The organism is Polynucleobacter sp. KF022 (assembly GCF_027924105.1).
GTDB lineage: Bacteria > Pseudomonadota > Gammaproteobacteria > Burkholderiales > Burkholderiaceae > Polynucleobacter.
This window is the reverse complement of sequence record NZ_AP026972.1, coordinates 1,055,151-1,071,894: the sequence shown is the minus strand read 5'-3', so window position 1 is coordinate 1,071,894 and position 16,744 is coordinate 1,055,151. Positions and strand designations below refer to the sequence as shown.

Sequence of the window (16,744 nt, the reverse complement as noted above, 5' to 3'; positions counted from 1 at the left end):
TCCCACAAGGAGCCCTTTTGTATTTAAACCGAAGAACGTAATTGCCCTTTAGAATAAGACCTCCATGGCTAGCTCAAAACCTTCCCCAAACAGCAGCGATAAAGCAGAACTACCGGTCCTTATTATTGGGGCTGGGTTAGCAGGCTTAACCGTTGCATTGCATATGGCTGAATCCCAGCCAGTGATTTTGATGGCAAAGCGCGGCTTAGGTGAAGCGGCGACAGCTTGGGCGCAAGGCGGCATTGTTGGGGTGGTAGATAAAGAGCATGACAGTATTGATTCGCACGTAGCGGATACCTTAGATGCCGGTGCAGGCCTTGTAGTGGAATCGACTGCACGTTATATCGCGGAAGAGAGTGCTGAAGCCATTCGGTGGTTAGTAGAGCAGGGCGTTCCATTCACAACCGATGAGACTGGCCCGATGGGTTTGCATTTAACGCGTGAAGGTGGCCATAGTCACCGTCGCATTGCGCATGCCGCAGATGCCACTGGTAAAGCCATTCATGAAGTGCTCTTAGATAAAGCCAGAGCGCACAAAAATATTCAAATCTTGGAGCATTGGATTGCACTCGATCTCATCACCAATCGTCAGCTAGATGCCAAAACACAGCGCACTAAGCCGAATCGCTGCTATGGTGTTTATGCACTCGATATTAAAAACAACCGTGTAGAAACCATTGAAGCAAAGTCAGTCGTACTAGCTACGGGTGGCGTAGGTAAGGTCTACCGCTATACCAGCAATCCAGATACTGCTACCGGCGACGGTATTGCCATGGCTTGGCGGGCAGGTTGCCGTGTAGGCAATATGGAATTTATTCAATTTCATCCGACATGTCTGTATCACCCCAGCGATCGCACTTTCTTGATTACTGAAGCGATGCGTGGTGAGGGTGGTTTATTGAAGTTGCCCAACGGCGAACGCTTTATGCCAGAGCATGATGAGCGTAATGAATTAGCCCCTCGTGACATTGTCGCGAGAGCTATCGACTTCGAAATGAAAAAACACGGTCTAGATTATGTTCATCTAGATGCCACTCATCTAGGCGAAGCGTTTATTAAAGAGCATTTCCCAATGATCTATGCCCGTTGCTTAACCCTGGGATTGGACATCACCAAAGATCCAATTCCGGTGGTGCCTGCAGCCCATTACACCTGTGGTGGCGTAGTCACTGATCTCAAAGGCCGTACAGATTTACCGGGTCTTTATGCAGTAGGGGAGGCGACCTACACTGGTTTACACGGCGCTAACCGCTTAGCCAGTAACTCCTTATTAGAGTGTGTGGTGATTGGTAAAGCCGCTGCAGAAGATATTTCTAGCCTAAAGACTCCAGTAATGCCGAACTTGCCTTTGTGGGATGAGAGTCAAGTTGAGGACGCTGATGAGCAAGTGGTTATTGCTCATAACTGGGATGAACTCCGCTCATTGATGTGGAACTATGTTGGCATCGTGAGAACTAATCGACGTCTTGAGCGAGCGCTGCATCGCATTAAGTTGCTACGCTATGAAGTGCAAGAGTATTACGCCAACTTCAAGGTTACGCGTGATTTAATTGAACTGCGTAATCTTCTAGAGTGCGCGGAACTCATCGTGCGTTCAGCACTGATGCGCAGAGAAAGCCGTGGCTTGCATTACAGTCGCGACTATCCGGGTACTTGGGCCGTCTCTTATCCAACCATCCTGACCCCCCAGGCAGAAGGTGCCGAGGGCGATTCAGCTCCTTAAAGATCTCACCTAGATCTATAAAACAGCGTTATTTGGTGATAAGCTAGCCCTATCTTAAGAGGAATTTCATGGCCAGCTTTAAAGAGGAAGTCTACGAACATATCTCTGCGGTATATCAAACTGCCGCAGATGAAATCAAGAATGCTCTTAGCTTGCTAAAAGAGGTCTGGCCTCTGATTTTCTTATTGCTGCTTGCACTCAGTATTCTGATTTGGTTTGCCAAGCCCGCGCCACCCGATAAAGTCTTAATGGCCACTGGTAAGGGTGGCTCCTACAAGGTCTTAGGTGAAAAATATAAAGCCTATTTCGAGAAAAAAGGAATTCATCTCGAATTAGTAGAGACCCATGGCTCCAAAGAAAACCTACAACATTTAATTGATCGCAAAGACCCCATTCAAGCAGCATTTGTGCAGGGTGGCATGATCGCGACCGACAATCTATCTGGTGTTCAGTCGCTAGGCAGTGTGGATTACGAGCCAGTATGGATTTTTTATCGTAAGAATGTCTTTAATGAGAATAAGCATATTTCTGATCGAGATATTGCCAAGCTCAAAATCAATATTGGACAAGTTGGTAGTGGTACTCATACTCAGGCAGTCAACCTCTTCAAGTTAAATCATCTCAATCCCGATGCTCCAAATTTGTTAAGTATGAATAATGCAGATGCGGTTAATGCAATAGCCAAAGGAACGATCGATGCCGTATTTTTAGTAGATGGCTATGATTCTCCCAATGTTCAAAATCTCATCAAAAATCCTGATATCAGTTTGGTGACATTTAGCCGGGCAGATGCCTATACCCGTTTATTGCCGTATTTCGAGGAGTTGCTTGTGCCTATGGGTGGCTTTGATTTGGGGAAAAATAATCCTGATCATCCTATTCAGCTCATTTCCACTACAACCAATCTCTTAATTGATGATCGTCTGCATCCAGCGATACAGGTGCTCTTCTTAGAGGCTGCTAAAGAGGTTAATGGGGTGAAGTCGTATTTTTCAAAGGCAGGAGAGTTCCCGGTTTATATGAATACAGAGGCGCCGCTGAGTGATGAGGCCAAGTTTTATTATGAAAAAGGCACGCCTACCTTGATGAAGTATTTGCCATTTTGGATGGCCGAGTTTATCGAGCGTATGTTTTTCCTCTTACTTCCTTTTGCTGCTTTTGCTTATCCGATTATTAAGTCGATTCCAAGCTACAGAACGAACTTGGCTAAGAAGCAAATTAATTCAATCTATAAAGAGTTGGATAAATTTGAGCAAAATACAATTCAGACATTCGATCCCAACCGTCGTGGCGAATATATTGAGGTACTCAACGAGATGGAGCGCAGAGTGCTTAACTCCAAAGCTGCCAAGCTAGCAACCGCCGACTGCTACAGCCTGCGAAACAATATTGAATTTATTCGTAATGCCCTTGAGAAGCAGGTTATTTATAAGGGTAGGTAAGAGTAAATTAAGCACGTATTTTGCTGATAGGCTTTGCATGTAAACATAGGCCAAGAGCTGCCAGTACTTTAAGGACCGTATCAAAGCCAGGTATGCGATCACCAGAAAGCGCTTTATAAAGACTTTCTCTTGATAGTCCGGATTCTTTCGCTACTTGAGCCATTCCTTTAGCGCGCGCTATATCACCAAGAGCTCTAGCAATAAATGCGGCATCTCCATTGGATTCCTCAATACATGCCTGGAGATAAAGTGCCATTTCTTTTGGTGTGCGTAAATGTTCTGCTACATCATAGGGGCTGGTAATCGTTTTTTTCATTTCATTCTTTACAAATTTTTAGCCAAAAGTTTAGCGATCTGTATATCCTTAGCCTGAGTTCTTTTACTACCTCCGATAAGAAGAAGGTAAACCTTATTCTCTTGTTTTGCGTAATAAATCCTGTAGCCCGGTCCAAAATCAATTTTCATTTCAAAGACTTTACTTCCAACGGATTTCACATTTCCTTGGTTGCCTTCAGCTAGCCGTTTAATTTTTGCTTGAATTTTTTGCCCTTCCCATTAAGTCATTCAGGGCATCTAACCAGGCTTTAAATTCTTCTGTTTTCCTTATTTTGAGCATTCATTAATGTAGCCAATAGGATACATTAAGTCTGTAAGAAAATCTATAATCTAGATAAGAATTTACTGAAAAGTATTAAAGAATGCGCATCGAGAAATCAACTGCGTTCACATCTTTGGTCAGCTTACCAAGAGAGATGCGATCAACGCCAGTGCTGGCGATAGCGCGCATTTGATCTAATTTAATGCCACCAGAGGCTTCTAATAAAGCACGTCCAGCAGTGATTGCAACCGCTTGCTTCATTTGATCAGTATTAAAGTTGTCAATCAAGATACTTTTTGCTCCAGCCGCTAAAGCCTCTTCGAGTTCAGCAAAGTTTTCTACTTCAATCTGAATATCAACTCCAGCATTGAGTGCTTGAGCATTCTTAAGGGCTGCAGTCACGCTACCAGCTGCAGCAATATGGTTCTCTTTAATGAGGATGCCGTGCCAGAGTGCTAGGCGTTGATTCTTGCCGCCACCAACGAGCACGGCATATTTCTGAGCCTGACGTAATCCTGGGATCGTTTTGCGAGTGTCTAAAACAGCGCAGCCTTTAGGATTGGGGCTGGCACCAGCAATCGCATCAACGTGCTGACGGGTAATGCTGGCCGTCCATGAAAGTGTTTGTAAGAAGTTAATGCAGGTACGTTCAGCGGAGAGTAGAGCTTGAGAATCGGCTTCAATATCGCAAACCTTGGTGTCAGGCTCCATGAGATCGCCTTCAAGGTAATGCCAAGTTATTTTGGCATTGGGATCAAGCTTTTTGAGTGTGCCTTCAAACCAATCTACGCCACAAAGCACTGCTTCTTGACGAACAATCAGCTGAGCCTTTACCGGCTTACTAGGAACAAGCTTTGCAGTCCAATCGCCAGTACCAATATCTTCCATCAATGCATCTGCGATATTTCGTTGACGGGCTTGCTCTAGCGTTTCGTTGTATTCAAACATGAAGATCAATCAAAAAAGGAAAAGAATTAAAAAACTAAGCAGCGCCAATATTCTTTACAAAACCATGTTGCGCTTTAGCTAAGAGGTCAGGGTGATTCTTGGTGAAGTCGAGCATACGCTCGATGCAGCCCAATGCCTCTACACGAATAGCTTCATCAACAAAGATTTCCCCAGAAGCATTTTCTAAACAATTCAATATTCCTTGTAAGCCATTCATAGCCATCCAAGGGCAGTGAGCACAGCTCTTGCAAGTAGCGCTATTACCAGCAGTGGGTGCTTCAATCAATATTTTGTTCGGAGCTAGTTGTTGCATGCGATGCAAGATACCCTTATCGGTAGCAACAATGTACTCAGTAGCAGAGCCTTCTACGACCGCCTTAATCATGGCAGAGGTTGAGCCCACAACGTCTGCAATGTCGACCACCGCTTGTGGGGATTCAGGGTGAACTAAGACCATGGCATTCGGGTGAGCAGCTTTTAGCATCTCTAATTCAACTGCTTTAAATTCGTCATGAACAATACAAGCGCCATTCCAGAGCAACATATCCGCGCCAGTTTGATCTTGAATGTAACGACCGAGGTGGCGATCTGGTGCCCACAAAATCTTTTTACCTTCAACCTTGAGTTGATGAACAATCGCTAAAGCACAAGAACTGGTCACCATCCAATCAGCTTGTGCTTTGACTGCTGCCGAGGTATTTGCATAAACCACGACAACGCGATCGGGATGCAATGCCCGAAATTGAGCAAAGTCACTAGCATCACAACCTAAATCGAGAGAACAGGTTGCTTCTAAGTCTGGCATGAAGACGCGTTTTTCTGGGCTGAGGATCTTGGCGGATTCACCCATGAAGCGCACGCCAGCAACAATTAAATTCTTAGCAGCATGGTTTTTGCCAAAGCGTGCCATCTCTAATGAGTCAGCAACATAACCGCCAGTAGATAAAGCTAAGTCTTGAATATCGCCATCCACGTAGTAGTGGGCAACTAAGGTAGCGTCTTTCTGAACCAGGAGCTGCTTGATGCGCGCAATGACATCCGCTTTTTCAGTGCCATGCAATTGAGGGGGTGTCTTGGCCCAAGCTTGGGCGGTGCAGGTGGCGCCAGCAGCATCCTGCTGGGGGTAATCAAAGGAAATGGGGGTGCTAACAGTTGAATTCATACGAAATCTTACTTGACCCTAGTAATCTTGGCTAAATTGCTAGAACGGCAGCTTGGCATCCGGCTTAGCAGCCAACAAAACCGCCTTAAATTCCGCCTGAATACGAGCAATTGCCTCTTCGCTGTCTGCTTCAAAGCGTATCACGACTACTGGAGTCGTATTAGACGGTCTTGCTAAACCAAAGCCATCCGCATATTCCACGCGCACGCCATCAATCGTGTTGATGGATTCAGAGGTGGGGAACTTAGCATTGGCTTTGATGGTTTCTAGTAAAGCAAATGGCTCACCTTCGGCACAAGCGAGTTGTAATTCTGGGGTGCAGATCGCATTGGGTAAATCATTGAGTGTTTGATTGGGGTCTTTCTCTTTGGAAAGAATCTCTAACAAACGTGCGCCGGTATAAAGACCGTCATCAAAGCCAAACCAACGGTCCTTAAAGAAAATATGGCCTGACATTTCGCCCGCGAGAGGAGCACCAGTTTCTTTCAGCTTGGCTTTAACTAAAGAGTGACCCGTTTTCCACATCAAAGGCTCGCCACCGTGCTGCTTTACATAGCTCGCTAGGTTACGGGTGCATTTAACGTCATAAATAATCTGCCCACCAGGATTTCTGGAAAGAACATCTTTAGCAAAAAGCATCATTTGGCGATCCGGGAAGATCACCTGACCATCTTTAGTGACTACACCTAAACGATCGGCATCACCATCAAAGGCAAGCCCTAATTCGTTATCAGTAGTCTGTAAGTTTTTGATGAGATCTTGTAGGTTCTCAATATGCGCTGGATCTGGATGGTGATTCGGAAAATGGCCATCTACCTCACAGAAGAGTTCTTGCACTTCGCAGCCCAATGCCCTGAACAGCTTGCCTGCAAATGCGCCGCCAACACCATTGCCGCAATCGACCACAATCTTCATCGGGCGAGCCAGTTTCACATCACCCACAATACGCTCTAAGTACATTGGGAAAATATCAAAAGTGCTGCGAGTGCCTTGGCCACTAGCAAATTGCTTCGCTTCAATGCGTTTACGTAGCGCCTGAATTTGATCGCCGTAAATTGCTGCGCCACCCAGAACCATCTTGAAGCCGTTATAGTTTGGCGGATTGTGACTACCAGTAATCATGATGCCGGACTTTGGTTTCTTGCCATTCAACGTCTGATTGGCGCCAAAGTACACCATCGGAGTGGCAACCATTCCTAAGTCAATCACATTAATGCCGGTGGAGAGCAGGCCTTCAGTTAAAGCCTCGATCAGGCTAGGACCCGATAAGCGTCCATCACGACCAATCACAATCTCAGTCTCGCCCAATTCACGCATCTCGGTGCCAAAGGCTTGACCAATCAGTTTGGCAATCGATGGATCTACAGTCTCATCAATAATGCCGCGAATGTCATAGGCTTTGAAAATGGAAGGAGAGAGTTGCATGAGCGTTCTTTCGATGTCTAGACTAATGCTAGAGCTATAGGGCTAACAATAAGCTATTGATTAAATAAATTAATACGTGCAGCAGTCACTTCATCAATGCCAGCATTGGCTTGCACAGTGCCACCATCTTTTAAAGCAGCCTCTATCGGCTTGGCTAGAACTTTACCAAGCTCAACGCCAGGTTGATCAAAGCTATTGATATTCCATAGGGCGCCTAAGGCAGCTGTGCGACTCTCATAGAGTGCCAACAGGGCGCCTAAGTAAAACGCATTGAGCTTGGGCAGGATCAGCAAGTTACTAGGACGCTTACCCGGATAGGTATTGTTCGGGTTATCCGTCTTCTTACCGTTAGCCAGGGCCTGGGCTTGAGCTAAGCAGTTTGATAGCAGGATACGGTGATGGGCCTTTGCTTCTGGCAAATGGCTCATCGGCTCACGTACCGCAATAAAATCAATCGGGATAATTTCTGTACCCTGGTGCAATAGCTGGAAGTAAGAATGCTGAGCATTACTACCAGAACTACCAAATACCACCGGGCAAGAAAACTTCACTGGCTTGCCATCGCGATCGACACTCTTACCATTACTTTCCATATCCAGCTGTTGCAACCACTTCGGAAACCAATCCAAAGCATCTGCATATGGAATGACTGCATAAGACTTAATGTGGTGTTTTTCTTGCTGGTACAGCAAGCTCAAGGCCATGATGACCGGGAGATTCTCTTCAAGCGGGGCGGTTTTAAAGTGCTGATCAATGGCTTGCGCGCCGGATAAGAATTCTTTAAAAGTATCAAATCCATACTGCAAGGCAATGGGTAGGCCCACTGCTGACCAAACAGAATAACGACCGCCAACCCAATCCCAGAAGGGGTAGATGTGGTCTTGCTCTATACCAAACGCCTCAGCGGCTGGGACATTGGCCGTAACTGCAAAGAGGGATTTACTAACTTGACTATCAGTCAGGCCGTTATTTTTGAGCCACTTCACCACTGCCTTGGCATTCATAGTTGTTTCCAGCGTCGTAAAGGACTTGGAAACAATAATGACTTTAGTGCTGTGCGGTAAAGCGCGTTGCAAAATACGATTGAGTTCTGCCGTATCGATATTGGCCAAAAAATGCATTCGCATGCCACGGCTCTCGATATCGGGAACATGGGCTAAAGCTTCGATTGCAAGGCGTGGACCAAAATCAGATCCGCCAATACCAATATGAATGACATCGGTCACACCGACCCATTTATTGCATAAGGCTTCGATTCGGTGCCAAACCTCTGCAACGTCAGGCATGACATCTTTTCCGTCTACCAAAACTGGTGATTTATCAAGATTGCGCAGGGCCGAGTGCAGGGCGGGGCGATCCTCGGAGTTATTAATGTGCTTACCGCTAAACAGGTCGGCAATAAATTGCTCTAAGTGCGCGTTTCTGGCTTGGTGAAAAAGAGAAGTCCAACCAGCCGCATCAATGCCTTGATAAGCGCTATCTAAAACGATGCCGTTAGTTAGATGGAGGGGTTGCGAGTTCTGTGCAGCGGGTTTTAAAGACATCTATGAATTTTATCAATAACTACCCCTCAAAAACCCCAAAAATCACCTTAAACCACTGAAAATGTTACGATTTCATGATGAATACAAGCAAATTTAGATGCGGGAACGAGTAAATGGACCGCGTTGACTGTGTCGTTATTGGGGCTGGGGTCATTGGCCTAGCCGTTGCCAGAGAAATGGCCTTGCAAGGCCGCGAAACGATTTTGCTCGAGCGGGAAAGTGCTTTTGGCACGATTAGTAGTGCCCGCAATAGCGAGGTAATCCATGCTGGCATTTATTACCCCAAGGATTCCCTAAAGGCGAAGTTATGCGTAGAGGGTAATCGTATGCTCTACGAGTACTGCCGCACTCATCACGTTGCTACTCAACCGTACGGCAAACTCATCGTAGCCAGCGATGATTCTCAATTGGATGACTTGCAAGCAATCCTATACAAAGCACAGCAAAACAACGTCCCAGAAATCAAAATGATTACTGGAGAGCAAGCTAAATCTATGGAGCCTGAGCTCCAATGCTCTGCTGCCGTACTTTCAGCCTCAACCGGCATCGTAGATAGCCATGGTTTCATGCTGTCCTTGCTCGGTGGCTTTGAGGATGCTGGTGGCATGATCGCCTATCAATCCCCGCTGATCAGCGCTAAGCCAATAGGATCAAAGGCTCAAGACGGATTTGAATTAGAAATCGGTGGCGCAGATGGCATGAAGATTCATACAAAGCTTCTGATTAATTGTGCGGGTATGAGCGCGCCAGCTATTGCGAGAAAAATTGAATCTTTAAGTAAAGAGCAAATTCCGAAAGCCTATTTTGCTAAAGGGAATTACTTTTCACTTTCAGGTAAATCACCGTTTAAGCATTTGATTTATCCCATTCCAGAACCTGGTGGCTTAGGCGTGCACTTAACTCTGGACATGGGTGGCCAAGCTAAATTTGGCCCCGATGTGGAGTGGCTCGAAATCGATGAAGAAAATCAAATTGATTACACAGTGAACCCAAAGCGAGGCGAGGGCTTCTATGAAGCGGTTAGAAAGTATTGGCCCGGCCTGAAAGACAATGCGTTGCAGCCAGATTATTCAGGCGTGAGGGCAAAAATTGTCCCGCCCAATGCACCTGCAGGCGACTTTTGCTTTAATGCGCCCAAGGATCATGGCTTAGAAGGACTCTTTAATCTATATGGCTTTGAGTCCCCAGGATTAACCTCTAGCCTTGCAATTGCCAAGTATTTAGAAGGCTTAATTAAGGGATCTTAATCCGCTTAGGCCTGATATTCGAATGGGTTCAGTAAATTAACCTTGAATCGCTTGAAGTCTTTTATATTTCTACTAACTACGATGAGTTTCTGATCAATAGCTGTCGCTGCAATCATGGCATCTTCCCAAACGGTATTGCTTTCTTTATGCATGAGCTTTGCCCACAACCTAAAGGTTGATCCTGTCATCGGTAAGACATGATGTGCATTTGAAACTAGTTGTAACCAACTCTCTAAAGACGCTGCTTTATTTTTATCTTGATCGCGAGTCAGCTCAATACCCGCTTGAATTTCACCGATCGAGACCGTGGAAATATAAAGATCATTATCTGAAATATTGCCATACCACTCTAATACTGCGCCATGCGGTTTTGGTTTGCGCAGTTCCGAAATAATATTGGTGTCTAGTAAGTACATTAGTTGTCTTACAGTTTGATAGGTTTTCGAAATGCACCTTGGCCACGCTTGGGCAGTACTAGCTCGCCCTTTGCTTGCTCTGAAAGCAAAAGCGATTTAAGAGAAGGCTTGGCTAACTTTTTCAATGTATTCCACTCCTGGATGGTGATTAATACGGCTGCTTCATGTCCGCGCTTAGTAACCACTTGAGGTCCTTCTTCAAGGCAGGCATTTAGTAGCTCGCTAAATTTTGCTTTGGCATCTTGAACTGCCCAGTGCTTATTCATCGCTTGTACTCCTGACTAGTTATCTGACTAGTTTATCAGAGAAAAGGCTATATTGGTTGGCGCACATAGAGTATTTAAGTCAATGGAGGCTATCTTTAGAAGGGGGCATATTGCATTTTTACGTAGGGGTTCACCGAATTCCTTATAATCTAGGACTCAATTCGCAAAGGAAGAGTGGCAGAGCGGTTGAATGCACCAGTCTTGAAAACTGGCGAGGATGAAAGTCCTCCGTGAGTTCGAATCTCACCTCTTCCGCCAAGTCAAATGAAAAAGCCCGCTCATAGCGGGCTTTTATCTTTCTAACTACTAGAAAGTTTGTGACTTTACTTCTTCGCAGCTGGCGCGCTTACTACTGCAGCGATTGCTTCTGTATAAACCACTTTTACTTGATCGTTTACAGCGATATCCTTCATCAAGTCAGGATTCTTAACCTTAACCTTGAAAATATTTCCCTGTGGACTTTTCAAAGAAACAGTATTTTTAGCTGTATCAATCGCTTCAACATTAGCAGTTGCAGTAACAGTATTGGTAGTGATCATGCCTGGCTTGTCGCCTTGTGGGGCAGTGACAGTACTAGTGCTAACTTGCTCACCAACTGCGCCTGGATTTTTTACCTTAACCAACTCAACAGCTACAGCGAGTTCGTAAACAACATCAAAACGGTCACCTACCTTAATTTCAGCAAAGTTCTTCACTTCAGGGCCGGCAACGATAGATGTTTCGCCATCACTATTTTTGAGGGTAACAGTACGGGTTGCAGCATCAACTTTAGTTACTTCACCGTCATAAAGAAGCGCTGCTTCTTGCGCAGCTACGCCAGCAATAGGAGCCTTTGGTTTAGTGAGCATCATGTAAGCGCCAACCGCGATAGCGGCAATAACGATAGCAATAATAATTTTTTTCATAATGGTTTATTCCTTAGATAATCAAATTGCACCACCATTAAGTGGTGATGCGGTAATGTTTAAAGACTAGTAATCTAGTATTTATGGCTATTGTATTGCCAACGCAAGTGGCATGCTCATCATCTGGCAATTTCACTATTGCCTAAAAGATTCATTTCTTAGGCCTTAAAAGCGCCACCAGCTTCTAAGGATTTGAGTTCATCGCCGGCAATGCCTAATTCAGCAAGCAGCTCACGGGTATGTTCGCCCAATAGAGGTGGATGGCGGTATACCTGTTGTGGGGTGCCATTCATTTTGACGGCAAAGCCAATATTCGGGACTTTACCTTCAATGGGGTGATCGATTTCCATGCGCATCTTGCGATGACGCCCATGTTCACTATCGAATGCTTCCGGATACGTATTGATGGGACCGGCTGGTATTCCAGCGGCTAGTAATGCGTCAACCCATTCATCACTGGTTTTCTTGGCGAATGATGTTTCTAATTCGGCTGCAAGTTCTAGCCGGTTAGCTAAACGGAGTGGATTAGTTTTAAAACGGGCATCTTCAAATAATTCAGGACGTTCAATTTTGTCGCAGAGCAGTTTCCATAGTTTTTGATTCGTAGCGCCCATCACAAAGTATCCATCGGAAGCCTTCATAGCTTGATAGGGTGCACTCATATGATTAGCTGTGCCCAGTTTGTAGGGCTCAACTCCAGTACCCCAATACTGTGCGGTATCCCAGATGGAGAACGCTAAAGCAGAGTCAAAGAGAGAGGCATCAATAAACTGACCTTCACCAGTTTTAGATTTACCAATATAAGCAGACAAAATTCCGTATACGGCGAATAGGGCGCAGCCGATGTCAGCTACTGGAACGCCCGCTTTCACTGGTGGACCATCAGGGTAGCCTGTGACACTCATCACGCCAGACATGGCTTGGGCCATTAAATCAAAGCCAGGGCGATCTGCCCATGGACCTGTTTGACCAAAACCGGAGATGCTGGCATAGACCAGGCCTGGATTAATCGCTTGCAAAGATGGGTAGTCAATGCCAAGTTTTTTCATTACACCTGGTCGGTAGTTTTCAACCAAGATATCGGCTGTTTTGACCAGCTCAAAAAATACCTTTTTACCGGCTTCCGTTTTGAGATTAAGAGTGAGACTACGTTTATTACGATTCATATTCAGAAAGCCCATGCTGTCTGAACCTTTCATCTTGAATCCCATAGCACCTCGAGTTTGATCTCCAGTGCCAGGTGGCTCAATTTTGATGACATCGGCACCCAGGTCAGCTAAGAGCATGCAGCAGTAGGGGCCGGCCATCACTTGACTCACATCAAGAACACGTACTCCCGATAGGGGTAATGGCTTGGTGAAGCCATGATGCGCGGTATCTAAAGTGCCATTTATAGGTGTTTTCGTCATTGTCTCAATTGTTTTTATATGTTTAGAATTACCCTGTAATAGTAACAAACACAATTAAAACAATTTTGGAGACTTTATGTTGGTTAAAACGCCTAAATGGGCTATGCGTAGCTTGCTCGCAATCACGTTGGCCACTAGTTCATTTTTTGCCATGGGTCAGCAAGCCTACCCATCAAAACCGATTCGTTTAATTGTTGGTTTCGCACCGGGTGGCGGTACTGACATTGTTGCGCGTGCAATTGCACCGAAGATGAGTGAAATTCTCGGTCAAAGCATCATTATTGAAAATAAGTCTGGCGCAGCTGGCACGATTGGTGCGGATTTGGTAGCAAAGTCTAATCCTGATGGCTACACCTTATTGATGGGGCATTCCAATTCCAATGCGATTTCTCCATTTGTATTAACGAACGTGCCATACAACCCTGCAACGGATTTCACCCCAATTACCTATTTGGGTTACGTGCCAAACGTATTGGTTGTGAAGTCTTCACTGCCTGTGAACTCAGTAGCTCAGTTGATTTCTTTAGCTAAAGCAAATCCAGGCCAAATGACCTATGGATCTTCAGGCATTGGTAGTACTCAGCATTTGGCTGGTGCTTTGTTCTCCAAGATTGCTGGCATCCAGATGAACCATGTGCCATACAAAGGTAGTGGCCAGGCAATTGTGGACTTGCTAGGCGGTCAAATCACAATGAACTTTGATACCTTGCCTCCAAACTTGCAGCAGATTCGTCAAGGCAATCTCAAGGCATTGGCGATCTCAACACCAAAACGTTTATCACTCTTGCCTAATGTGCCAACATTTGCAGAAGTCGGTATTGTTGGTTTTGATGTGACCAATTGGTACTCTGTGATGGGGCCAAAAGCGATGGATCCAGCAGTAGTAAACAAAATTGATCAAGCAGTAAAAGCCGCGATGAATGATCCTGAAATCAAAAAGACATTGGATGCCCAAGGATTGCAACCAGAAGGCCCTGCAACACCAGCAGCCTTTAGTTTGTTCTTGGCAGCTGAACTTGCTAAATATCAGCGTCTTGTAAAGAGCCTCAACATCAAGGCCGAATAAATTGCATGGCTGAGTACGGTAAAGAGGGTAATGTTGCGCAAGTTGTATTAGAGATACGCGACAACATTGCCCGCATTACCTTTGATCATGTGGCGGCTCGCAATGCGATGACCGTCGCTATGTATCAAAGCCTCAAGACAATTTGCGAGGATCTTGCTAAAAATCCACAGGTGCGGGTTGCTCTCTTTAGGGGGGCTGGAGGCAAGTCTTTTGTATCCGGTAGTGATATCGCCCAATTTGCTAGTTTTGAGAGTGGTGAAGATGGTGTGCGCTATGAAGAGGGCATCGATAGTTATCTTGCTCCACTTGCTACCTTACCCATCCCAACCATTGCGGTGATTGACGGCATGGCAGTAGGTGGTGGATTAGCGATTGCGAGCTGTTGTGATTTTCGACTTGCCACTCCAGGCGCAAAATTTGGTGTTCCTATTGCCAAAACACTGGGCAACTGTTTATCAGCCGGCAATATCGCTTGGCTTGTGGCGCATCTAGATATCAATATAGTGAAACGGATGCTGTTACTGGCAGAAATGATTTCTGCTGAAGAGTTAGCAAAGCAAGGCTATGTCTTTGCTATTCATAATCAAGACCAACTCAGTCAAGAGGCTGATTTCTTAGCTGAGCGCCTCAGTAAATTAGCGCCGATTACGCAAAAATCAAGCAAGCTTGTTCTTGCAAGGCTGATCAAAAATCATCTGCCTGATTGCAACGATCTGATTAGTGAAACGTATGGAAGTGCAGACTTTAAGAATGGTGTTGCAGCATTTTTAAAAAGCGAGCCACCAGTTTGGATTGGCAAGTAGAAATCTAACGCTATAGAGTTAATCCAAAAACATCTCTTGTAAGTTATTGAGGTAACGAATACCTAATTCAGTCGCTTTCAGTCTGCGAGGGTTTTCGTCTAACAAACCTTTTTTGCTAGCTTCATCCAAGCTTTTGCTAATGGTGCTTAAAGGCAAGCCAGTACGCTCGGTAAAGGTGCTAGTGTCAACGCCATCTGTGAGCCTTAAGGTATTGAGCATAAATTCAAATGGAAGATCTTTGGCTGCAATCTCGCGATTTTCAATGAGTGCATTACCTTTGGTTTCCATCGCAGTCATATAGGCCTCGGGTTGACGTTCTCGAACTTGTCGTGTGATTCGGTCTGGGTAGGAAACTTTGCCATGTGCCCCTGCACCAATGCCAATGTAATCTCCAAAGCGCCAGTAGTTTAGGTTGTGTTTGCACTCCTGATGCTTTTTGGCGTAAGCGGAGACTTCATAGCGTTGATAGCCGGCCTTGGTGAGTAGATCTAAATTCTGCTCATAGATCGCATCAATTGCATCTTCATTCGGAAGAGATGGTGGAAAGCTAGCAAAGTACGTATTGGGCTCAAGGGTAAGGTTGTAGAAAGAGAGGTGGGGCGTCTTAAATGACAAGGCAGTTTCTACATCTGCTTTCGCCATCGCTAGCGTTTGATTTGGCAGGCCGTACATGAGGTCTAAATTTACGGACTTAAAGTGTTTTAGTGCAATTCCAACGGCTCGCTTGGCTTCCTCACCATTATGTATACGACCCAAGGCTTTAAGGTATTCATCTTGAAAGCTCTGAATTCCAAGGGAAACGCGGTTAATTCCGGCCTTTGCAAAACCAGCAAATTTTTCAGTCTCAACTGACCCGGGATTTGCTTCCATCGTGATTTCGGCATCTGGCTCTAGGTTCACTCTGGCGCGTATTGCGCATAAAAGTTGATCCATGCCTTCGGCGGAAAGCAGGCTTGGAGTTCCGCCACCAATAAAAATACTGTGGACTTGGCGCCCCCAAGTATTGGGCAATTCTGTTTCCAGATCGGCAATCAGCGCATGGATATACCGCGCCTCATCAAAACCTGCTTTGCCCTCTTTAATTTGATGCGAATTGAAATCGCAATAAGGACATTTCTTTTCACACCAAGGAAAGTGAATATACAAAGCCAGAGGTGGCAATGCACTGAGACTTACTTTGTTAGGGTTGGAGTTAAGCACGCGCTTTAAGTAGGGTAATGAGTTTGCGTAAGGCTTGACCGCGATGGCTAATCAAGTTCTTTTTTGCAGGCTCTAGCTCTGCAGCAGTGCAGCCATGTTCCTGTAGGAAAAAGTGAGGGTCATACCCAAAACCATTGCCACCCGATGCTTTATCCACAATTTGCCCATACCAACGTGTTTGAACAATGATGGGCTCTGGGTCATCTGCGCTATTGACGAATACCAGCGCACATACATAATGCGCACCCCGATCAGCGTGAGCCTTTAATTCATCAATGAGTTTTTCATTGTTCGCTGCATCATCGCCTTGCTCTCCTGCAAAGCGAGCGGATAAAACCCCGGGCTTACCATTTAAGGCATGCGCACAAATTCCAGAATCGTCAGCCAAAGCAGGCAAACCAGATACAGCGCTAGCGTGGCGTGCTTTGGCTAGTGCGTTTTCTACAAAAGTACAGTGAGGTTCTTCTGCGGACGGAATGCCTAATTCACCTTGGGGAATAACCTGAAAATTCAGAGGAGCTAAAAGCGCCTGAAATTCCTTTACCTTGCCAGTGTTATTAGAAGCGAGAACGAGCTTTTGCATCTGGATC

17 protein-coding genes and 1 tRNA gene are annotated in these 16,744 nt (G+C 45.5%); 6 read left to right on the top strand and 12 right to left on the bottom strand.

Annotated features, from left to right (window positions below):
- Positions 1-64 precede the first annotated feature (64 nt).
- Together nadB and PKF022_RS05585 are read left to right on the top strand one after the other, a co-directional pair.
- Entirely contained in the window at positions 65-1,723 is a 1,659-nt protein-coding gene (gene nadB / locus PKF022_RS05590; RefSeq protein ID WP_281776139.1) for an L-aspartate oxidase, read from the top strand.
- Positions 1,724-1,791: 68 nt separating this feature from the next.
- Entirely contained in the window at positions 1,792-3,165 is a 1,374-nt protein-coding gene (locus PKF022_RS05585) for a TAXI family TRAP transporter solute-binding subunit (protein WP_281776138.1), read from the top strand.
- 7 nt (positions 3,166-3,172) lie between these two features.
- Here PKF022_RS05585 and PKF022_RS05580 read toward each other — a convergent pair whose 3' ends face one another.
- The 6 genes from PKF022_RS05580 to pgi form a co-directional block, all read right to left on the bottom strand.
- A complete protein-coding gene (locus tag PKF022_RS05580; RefSeq protein WP_281776137.1) occupies positions 3,173-3,481 on the bottom strand; it encodes an addiction module antidote protein in 309 nt (102 codons plus the stop codon).
- Positions 3,482-3,489: 8 nt separating this feature from the next.
- Positions 3,490-3,660, bottom strand: coding sequence for a type II toxin-antitoxin system RelE/ParE family toxin (locus PKF022_RS09650; protein WP_348773163.1), 171 nt, complete (start codon positions 3,658-3,660; stop codon positions 3,490-3,492).
- Positions 3,661-3,856: 196 nt separating this feature from the next.
- Positions 3,857-4,711 carry a carboxylating nicotinate-nucleotide diphosphorylase gene (gene nadC / locus PKF022_RS05570; protein ID WP_281776136.1) on the bottom strand — a complete coding sequence of 285 codons (855 nt, stop codon included), beginning with the start codon at positions 4,709-4,711 and terminating at the stop codon, positions 3,857-3,859.
- A gap of 34 nt (positions 4,712-4,745) precedes the next feature.
- Positions 4,746-5,873, bottom strand: coding sequence for a quinolinate synthase NadA (nadA, locus tag PKF022_RS05565; RefSeq protein ID WP_281776135.1), 1,128 nt, complete (start codon positions 5,871-5,873; stop codon positions 4,746-4,748).
- A gap of 39 nt (positions 5,874-5,912) precedes the next feature.
- A complete protein-coding gene (locus PKF022_RS05560) occupies positions 5,913-7,298 on the bottom strand; it encodes a phosphomannomutase/phosphoglucomutase (protein ID WP_281776134.1) in 1,386 nt (461 codons plus the stop codon).
- Positions 7,299-7,351: 53 nt separating this feature from the next.
- Positions 7,352-8,842 carry a glucose-6-phosphate isomerase gene (pgi, locus tag PKF022_RS05555; RefSeq protein WP_281776133.1) on the bottom strand — a complete coding sequence of 497 codons (1,491 nt, stop codon included), beginning with the start codon at positions 8,840-8,842 and terminating at the stop codon, positions 7,352-7,354.
- A gap of 113 nt (positions 8,843-8,955) precedes the next feature.
- Between pgi and PKF022_RS05550 the strand changes: the two genes are divergently transcribed.
- A complete protein-coding gene (locus tag PKF022_RS05550) occupies positions 8,956-10,089 on the top strand; it encodes an NAD(P)/FAD-dependent oxidoreductase (protein ID WP_281776132.1) in 1,134 nt (377 codons plus the stop codon).
- Between the two features lie 5 nt (positions 10,090-10,094).
- Here the strand turns inward: PKF022_RS05550 and PKF022_RS05545 are convergent, their stop codons facing one another.
- The gene (locus PKF022_RS05545; protein ID WP_281776131.1) at positions 10,095-10,505 is read right to left on the bottom strand and encodes a type II toxin-antitoxin system VapC family toxin; all 411 of its coding nucleotides are present in this window, start codon (positions 10,503-10,505) and stop codon (positions 10,095-10,097) included.
- Between the two features lie 8 nt (positions 10,506-10,513).
- On the bottom strand, positions 10,514-10,771 hold the full coding sequence (locus tag PKF022_RS05540; RefSeq protein WP_281776130.1) for a type II toxin-antitoxin system Phd/YefM family antitoxin: 258 nt from the start codon (positions 10,769-10,771) through the stop codon (positions 10,514-10,516).
- Between the two features lie 168 nt (positions 10,772-10,939).
- Here PKF022_RS05540 and PKF022_RS05535 point away from each other — a divergent pair.
- Positions 10,940-11,029, top strand: a tRNA-Ser gene (locus tag PKF022_RS05535).
- 65 nt (positions 11,030-11,094) lie between these two features.
- On the opposite strand, the gene PKF022_RS05530 is transcribed toward PKF022_RS05535, so the two are convergent.
- Both PKF022_RS05530 and PKF022_RS05525 read right to left on the bottom strand, forming a co-directional pair.
- On the bottom strand, positions 11,095-11,676 hold the full coding sequence (locus PKF022_RS05530) for a hypothetical protein (RefSeq protein WP_281776129.1): 582 nt from the start codon (positions 11,674-11,676) through the stop codon (positions 11,095-11,097).
- A 158-nt stretch (positions 11,677-11,834) separates the two neighbouring features.
- Complete coding sequence (locus PKF022_RS05525; protein ID WP_281776128.1) at positions 11,835-13,085, bottom strand: CoA transferase; 1,251 nt, start codon at positions 13,083-13,085, stop codon at positions 11,835-11,837.
- A 76-nt stretch (positions 13,086-13,161) separates the two neighbouring features.
- Between PKF022_RS05525 and PKF022_RS05520 the strand changes: the two genes are divergently transcribed.
- Both PKF022_RS05520 and PKF022_RS05515 read left to right on the top strand, forming a co-directional pair.
- Positions 13,162-14,151 carry a tripartite tricarboxylate transporter substrate binding protein gene (locus PKF022_RS05520; protein ID WP_281776127.1) on the top strand — a complete coding sequence of 330 codons (990 nt, stop codon included), beginning with the start codon at positions 13,162-13,164 and terminating at the stop codon, positions 14,149-14,151.
- 5 nt (positions 14,152-14,156) lie between these two features.
- A complete protein-coding gene (locus PKF022_RS05515) occupies positions 14,157-14,954 on the top strand; it encodes an enoyl-CoA hydratase/isomerase family protein (protein ID WP_281776126.1) in 798 nt (265 codons plus the stop codon).
- Between the two features lie 18 nt (positions 14,955-14,972).
- Here the strand turns inward: PKF022_RS05515 and hemW are convergent, their stop codons facing one another.
- Positions 14,973-16,154: a radical SAM family heme chaperone HemW gene (gene hemW / locus PKF022_RS05510; protein ID WP_281776125.1), complete on the bottom strand. Its 1,182-nt coding sequence runs from the start codon at positions 16,152-16,154 to the stop codon at positions 14,973-14,975.
- Positions 16,147-16,737: an RdgB/HAM1 family non-canonical purine NTP pyrophosphatase gene (gene rdgB, locus PKF022_RS05505; RefSeq protein WP_281776124.1), complete on the bottom strand. Its 591-nt coding sequence runs from the start codon at positions 16,735-16,737 to the stop codon at positions 16,147-16,149. The genes hemW and rdgB overlap by 8 nt, the downstream gene beginning before the upstream one ends.
- Positions 16,738-16,744 lie beyond the last annotated feature (7 nt).

What these genes read in the sequence shown, in the direction of transcription:
- PKF022_RS05525 (WP_281776128.1), bottom strand. Translation starts at nt 13,085, where the DNA reads ATGACGAAAACACCTATAAATGGCACTTTAGATACCGCGCATCATGGC.
- PKF022_RS05545 (WP_281776131.1), bottom strand. Translation starts at nt 10,505, where the DNA reads ATGTACTTACTAGACACCAATATTATTTCGGAACTGCGCAAACCAAAA.
- nadC (WP_281776136.1), bottom strand. Translation starts at nt 4,711, where the DNA reads ATGTTTGAATACAACGAAACGCTAGAGCAAGCCCGTCAACGAAATATC.
- PKF022_RS05515 (WP_281776126.1), top strand. Translation starts at nt 14,157, where the DNA reads ATGGCTGAGTACGGTAAAGAGGGTAATGTTGCGCAAGTTGTATTAGAG.
- nadA (WP_281776135.1), bottom strand. Translation starts at nt 5,873, where the DNA reads ATGAATTCAACTGTTAGCACCCCCATTTCCTTTGATTACCCCCAGCAG.
- PKF022_RS05540 (WP_281776130.1), bottom strand. Translation starts at nt 10,771, where the DNA reads ATGAATAAGCACTGGGCAGTTCAAGATGCCAAAGCAAAATTTAGCGAG.
- PKF022_RS05550 (WP_281776132.1), top strand. Translation starts at nt 8,956, where the DNA reads ATGGACCGCGTTGACTGTGTCGTTATTGGGGCTGGGGTCATTGGCCTA.
- nadB (WP_281776139.1), top strand. Translation starts at nt 65, where the DNA reads ATGGCTAGCTCAAAACCTTCCCCAAACAGCAGCGATAAAGCAGAACTA.
- PKF022_RS05560 (WP_281776134.1), bottom strand. Translation starts at nt 7,298, where the DNA reads ATGCAACTCTCTCCTTCCATTTTCAAAGCCTATGACATTCGCGGCATT.
- PKF022_RS05520 (WP_281776127.1), top strand. Translation starts at nt 13,162, where the DNA reads ATGTTGGTTAAAACGCCTAAATGGGCTATGCGTAGCTTGCTCGCAATC.
- PKF022_RS05580 (WP_281776137.1), bottom strand. Translation starts at nt 3,481, where the DNA reads ATGAAAAAAACGATTACCAGCCCCTATGATGTAGCAGAACATTTACGC.
- rdgB (WP_281776124.1), bottom strand. Translation starts at nt 16,737, where the DNA reads ATGCAAAAGCTCGTTCTCGCTTCTAATAACACTGGCAAGGTAAAGGAA.
- PKF022_RS05585 (WP_281776138.1), top strand. Translation starts at nt 1,792, where the DNA reads ATGGCCAGCTTTAAAGAGGAAGTCTACGAACATATCTCTGCGGTATAT.
- PKF022_RS05530 (WP_281776129.1), bottom strand. Translation starts at nt 11,676, where the DNA reads ATGAAAAAAATTATTATTGCTATCGTTATTGCCGCTATCGCGGTTGGC.
- pgi (WP_281776133.1), bottom strand. Translation starts at nt 8,842, where the DNA reads ATGTCTTTAAAACCCGCTGCACAGAACTCGCAACCCCTCCATCTAACT.